This is a genomic window from Escherichia sp. E10V10 (assembly GCF_004211985.1).
Lineage (GTDB): Bacteria > Pseudomonadota > Gammaproteobacteria > Enterobacterales > Enterobacteriaceae > Escherichia.
The window spans coordinates 1-3931 of record NZ_RHJO01000057.1 but is presented as its reverse complement, the minus strand read 5'-3'; the positions used below and the strand labels follow the sequence as shown (position 1 = coordinate 3931).

The 3931-nt window shown below is 38.0% G+C and carries 1 protein-coding gene and 1 pseudogene; one reads left to right on the top strand and one right to left on the bottom strand.

The window, feature by feature from the left end; translation table 11 throughout:
- Nucleotides 1-644: 644 nt before the first annotated feature.
- Nucleotides 645-800 carry an MbcA/ParS/Xre antitoxin family protein gene (locus tag D9736_RS23260; protein WP_240725573.1) on the bottom strand — a complete coding sequence of 52 codons (156 nt, stop codon included), beginning with the start codon at nucleotides 798-800 and terminating at the stop codon, nucleotides 645-647.
- A 2792-nt stretch (nucleotides 801-3592) separates the two neighbouring features.
- Here D9736_RS23260 and D9736_RS23490 point away from each other — a divergent pair.
- Nucleotides 3593-3712 (top strand): annotated as a pseudogene (locus D9736_RS23490) (AAA family ATPase); the annotation flags it as partial.
- Between the last annotated feature and the right edge of the window lie 219 nt (nucleotides 3713-3931).

The following is a 3931-nucleotide window of genomic DNA, read 5'->3' as shown; positions in this document are numbered from 1 at the left end:
GTTTTTGTTGACCACTACATTTCAACCTTTTCCCCGGCTTCAACATTGTTGAGCACTTCAGTAAGGTTGCCGCGTGCGGTACGGAAGTTGATGGATTGCATAAAAACCTCGTGTACTCGTTATGTGTATACAATCATGGGTTTTAATGACACGAAATACCACTTCTTTGCGCCTTAAATTATCGGGCAATCGTCAAATTTCCCCAATCCTGGCATCATTGATGTGAGTGATCACACCAAACACGGCATTACTGCCCATGCATCCATCGTCATCCTTTGGCAACCTTCCTCCTTCCAGGCTCTTAAATTCTTCAGGTGCTGACGCGGATACTTTCGGTATCTCTTTACGCTATAGCACATACAAGCAGTGAACTATCAACTGGTGCGAGTGTAGGGGCTCAATGCTAATGTCTATTTGAGGACTGCAGATGTTTTCCTCGGCTGGGTAAGTTGTTAACCCCAGAATTTGGGCCAAGTATTGTATGTGGCGAAGCTGGTACAGGAACAAAGGGATAACCGTCGTTTTAAAGCTCTTCCATCGGTGAATAGCCCCGATGTGACCCGGAACAAGTCTCAGCATTCACGGGATGAAAACGATTTGCTTGATGCGATGATAAAACTACAGAACGGCTCTGGGCAGAAGGTCTAAGAATACACGCCTTGCTCTAGTCGTGTTATTAACGCTATTACCGTTTGGATTCCTGATTCGCTCCCCATAAGTTCTTCAGGGGTTTGCCACCGTAACGCTCGGTTGGGTTCATGGCACCACTTTTGGGCCGCACTTTCGTTACCTTCAAACAATTGCGTAGCCAGTTGATGGACATCTTCTCTGTTCAAGGAGTCAACTCCACTATTTAGTTATCGTTTTCTTAATCTGTTTAATGACTGGATATGAACTTCGCTACTCATTTTAGCAATGAGTAACAAGTCAATGTATCAGATGCATTCGTGACTAATACAAATAAATGCGTATAACCATTTGACAATAAAGGTTTAGATGAAAAAAAGAGAGAGTGAAATCGAATTTCACTCTCTCCATTCGGGCGCTAGGCTGGTTAGCCTCATTAAATATGATGTAACCAACGCGTCCCCCTGTATGCTAGACGCTTACAACTATAATCACTGTACATCATGGATGCAACTTTTTTGCTAATAACATTCAGCAGAGGTTGCAATGAAGTGTATGTATGTCGAACGCTACCAACCTGCATCAGTCAATGGAACCTGTTGAGTTGTTCAGCTATATCGACGTTGTTTGATTTACTTTCCATTGCCCATACAGTACTGACCGCGTATCTATAGAAAGGAGTGGTTTATCATTGATTGTAAATCATAAAAATGGCAGCCTCACCAATTATCAGACTCTGTTTGTCCGACAATATCTCAAATGATACAACCAGTTCTAATCAAGATAAAAGAAAGGTGGTTTAATATAATAACCTAGGCAGCACTCCATTATATCCCTTTTATTATTAACGAAAACAACCGAACAATCGTTGGACATGATCTTTTACATCCAGTATACCAAACAACTCTCAATTTAAACTGAGAATGTAATTTGATAATAACTATCCAGATACTGGCTGGCGAGAGAATTTAACATATGGTAATTATATGTTCTATAAATAATTATTTCGCCATTTTAAATCCTATTAATATTATCTGGGTTATTTACACTGAAAGTAAAATATTTACTTTATTAGTGGATGGTGAGTGGAATTGTAAGTGTTTTAGTTGGTGCTTATATTTTTTTTGATATTAAAAATATATGATTGATGTCTATTATTTCCTCAACAATCTGTTCCCTGGTGTTACCATTTAAAATAGCCATGGATAATAGCAAGTAGCCCGTTTTAGTTCCAAGTGTTTTTTATCGCGCCCAATAAAATAATGGTGTTGTTGATATTCTTCAGGCCTAATATGAAGAGGTAATGACATTAGATGTGCACGGTAGGTACGAATAATAGAAATATCGGTTCGTTATATTTTACAGAGTAAGTTATGCGTTAAACTATCAGATTCTTATATGAGCACATTGCCCTTGCATAAATACAATTGCAATAATTTTCTACTCGAATTAAAAGATCGGTTTTGGAGATGGAAAAGTAACTTTTATAAATTTTGAACTATCGATTTAAGCTTCTAAACCATCCATTAAACTATTGTCCTTACTTGTATCACTTTTTAACCAAAGTCTCCAGGGTTTTCTCAAAACCCCTGAGCCTGCTAACGAAAATTTTACTGCTTAAAAAAAACGCAATACTGCAATCAGTATCTGCGATATGCCGAGAAACTTTCGCGAAAAAACGTCTTTGCGTGATTATATCTCTGATTGCTTAGGATGACTACGACATAGGGTCACTTTTTCCTTAAAAATGGTCCTATGTGCACCTCGCATAGGGTCACTTATTGATGAAAAGTGACCCTATGTAATCACGATATAGGGTCACTTTTTTTAAAAGTGGCACTATGTACAAAAATCATAGGATCATTTTTCTCGAAAAAGTGGCACTAGATATATGTATAACTTAAATGGCAAAACAGTACTTATCAACTCACAATAATACCAATACCCATTGTCAAAAAAGCTACTTTTATGTAGCATTAGAAAACATCCTCATACGACCCTCCCATTCCCATCTGACGTGCTTTTCAAACTGTTAACTTCCAGCTGCATTCCAGGCATTCAAAATGCCTCAAAAAAACACAAAAAAAAGTCCCATTTGTGAAAAAAAACTGATAATCTCTTCGGTATGGTTATTTTAAATCAAGAGGTCGCATATCTAATTCGAAACTATTAAAGTCACCGGAGATATCACTCAGTTTGTTGTGTTCACAAATTTATGTGTTTCGGGAAGAAACTGAAGACATGATCACAATTTACTGGATCGTGTGGAAGGAAAGGAGTCATCAGGAGATAAATTTACCGTGACCAGGCAATACGGTGAAGAAGGAGTATCTGGGGGTGTATGTACCAAAAGTTGCATTATAATTGGTAATGCAAAGAAAGTTACAATTACATGGCATAAGTTTAGCACGTATAAAACGAGGTCACTGAGTTACATTTAAAAACTTGTTTTTGTAATGAAGAGCGAAAATATGCGAAAAACACATTTTGTGAACCATGCGATCTGGGAATATTGGATGGTTGCGGAGACGGACGGATTACTATAACCATTACGGCAAGAACGTTCTATTTTAACAGCACGAAATTAAGAGGCTTTGATGATGTAAGTACCGCTATTTCATTATTGTTTAGAACAGTTAATGTTGACGAGTGTGCCCCAAATTTCTTATCTGCTAAATTTTCTCCTGCACAGTTAAACTTCGGCAATCAGAATACTATACACTTTTACAAACATATTTTTGAAATGAACAGCTCGTTTACTCTGGAATATAAATTAAATTTTCTGGATTATTTGTCGGTTAGCGATTATAACGTATATGGTTTACAGTATTACTCGAAGTCTCAACATGTAAAGAGAACGCATAAAGAAAATACCTAACGTTTATTTTATTTACCTTTTTGATTATTTTGTCGAAAAAAAATAAAACAGAACTAAAGCGTGCGGATATATATATCTACGGGATTGTCCACCACACTGAACATCAAAAGAGAAAGCTGCCGGTTAAAGGAAAAACGCAAAGTGGGAATGCTGGCAAAAAACGCTACGCCAATCAGTGATGATGAAATGGCGGAAACAGACATCTGAACCTGGCTCTTGACAGATTGTGTAATGGTTCATGCTAATGTCACACGTGATAATACCCAGCCAGAAAGGCTGGGTATTTCCGATGACTACGGATACATATCAATGAACACTTCGCGCAGATAAGAGTATTCCTGCTTATTCTGACAATAGTATTCCACTCTCAGCGTGCTCTGATCCACGCCCTGCGGGGGCATATCACAGCCCGCCAGATCGTCTATG